This is a genomic window from Pseudomonas oryzihabitans (assembly GCF_032027545.1).
Lineage (GTDB): Bacteria > Pseudomonadota > Gammaproteobacteria > Pseudomonadales > Pseudomonadaceae > Chryseomonas > Chryseomonas oryzihabitans_F.
Window position 1 is genome coordinate 1 of the sequence record NZ_JAVSJB010000125.1, and the last position, 310, is coordinate 310.

Annotated in this window: 1 protein-coding gene; it reads right to left on the bottom strand. The window is 73.9% G+C overall.

Going from position 1 to position 310, the window contains the following annotated elements; all coding sequences use genetic code 11:
- Positions 1–310 (bottom strand): polysaccharide deacetylase family protein (locus tag RND78_RS28005; protein WP_312733505.1); only part of this gene is annotated, 310 nt, incomplete at both ends.

Sequence of the window (310 nt, forward strand, 5' to 3'; positions counted from 1 at the left end):
GTTGCCCAGGCGCGGGCGGAACAGGGCGCTGCCGCGGCAGTCGCTGTTGTACCTGAGGCCGAAGGCCTCCTTGGCCAGCACCACCCGCGGATCGGCCCGCCAGCCGGCGGCGGCGGAGCAGTCGACCTTGGCGCCGAGGATATCCTCCAGGGCGTGCAGGCCACGCCCGAATTCCTCGCCCAGGCGCTCCAGGCTCCAGCTGCCGGTGTGGGCCTGCCAGGCGTGGTGGTCCCAGGCATGCAAGCCGACCTCGTGGCCGCGGGCGCGGGTCTCGCGCATCAGGTGACCGAGGTCGCGGCCGATGGGCCGA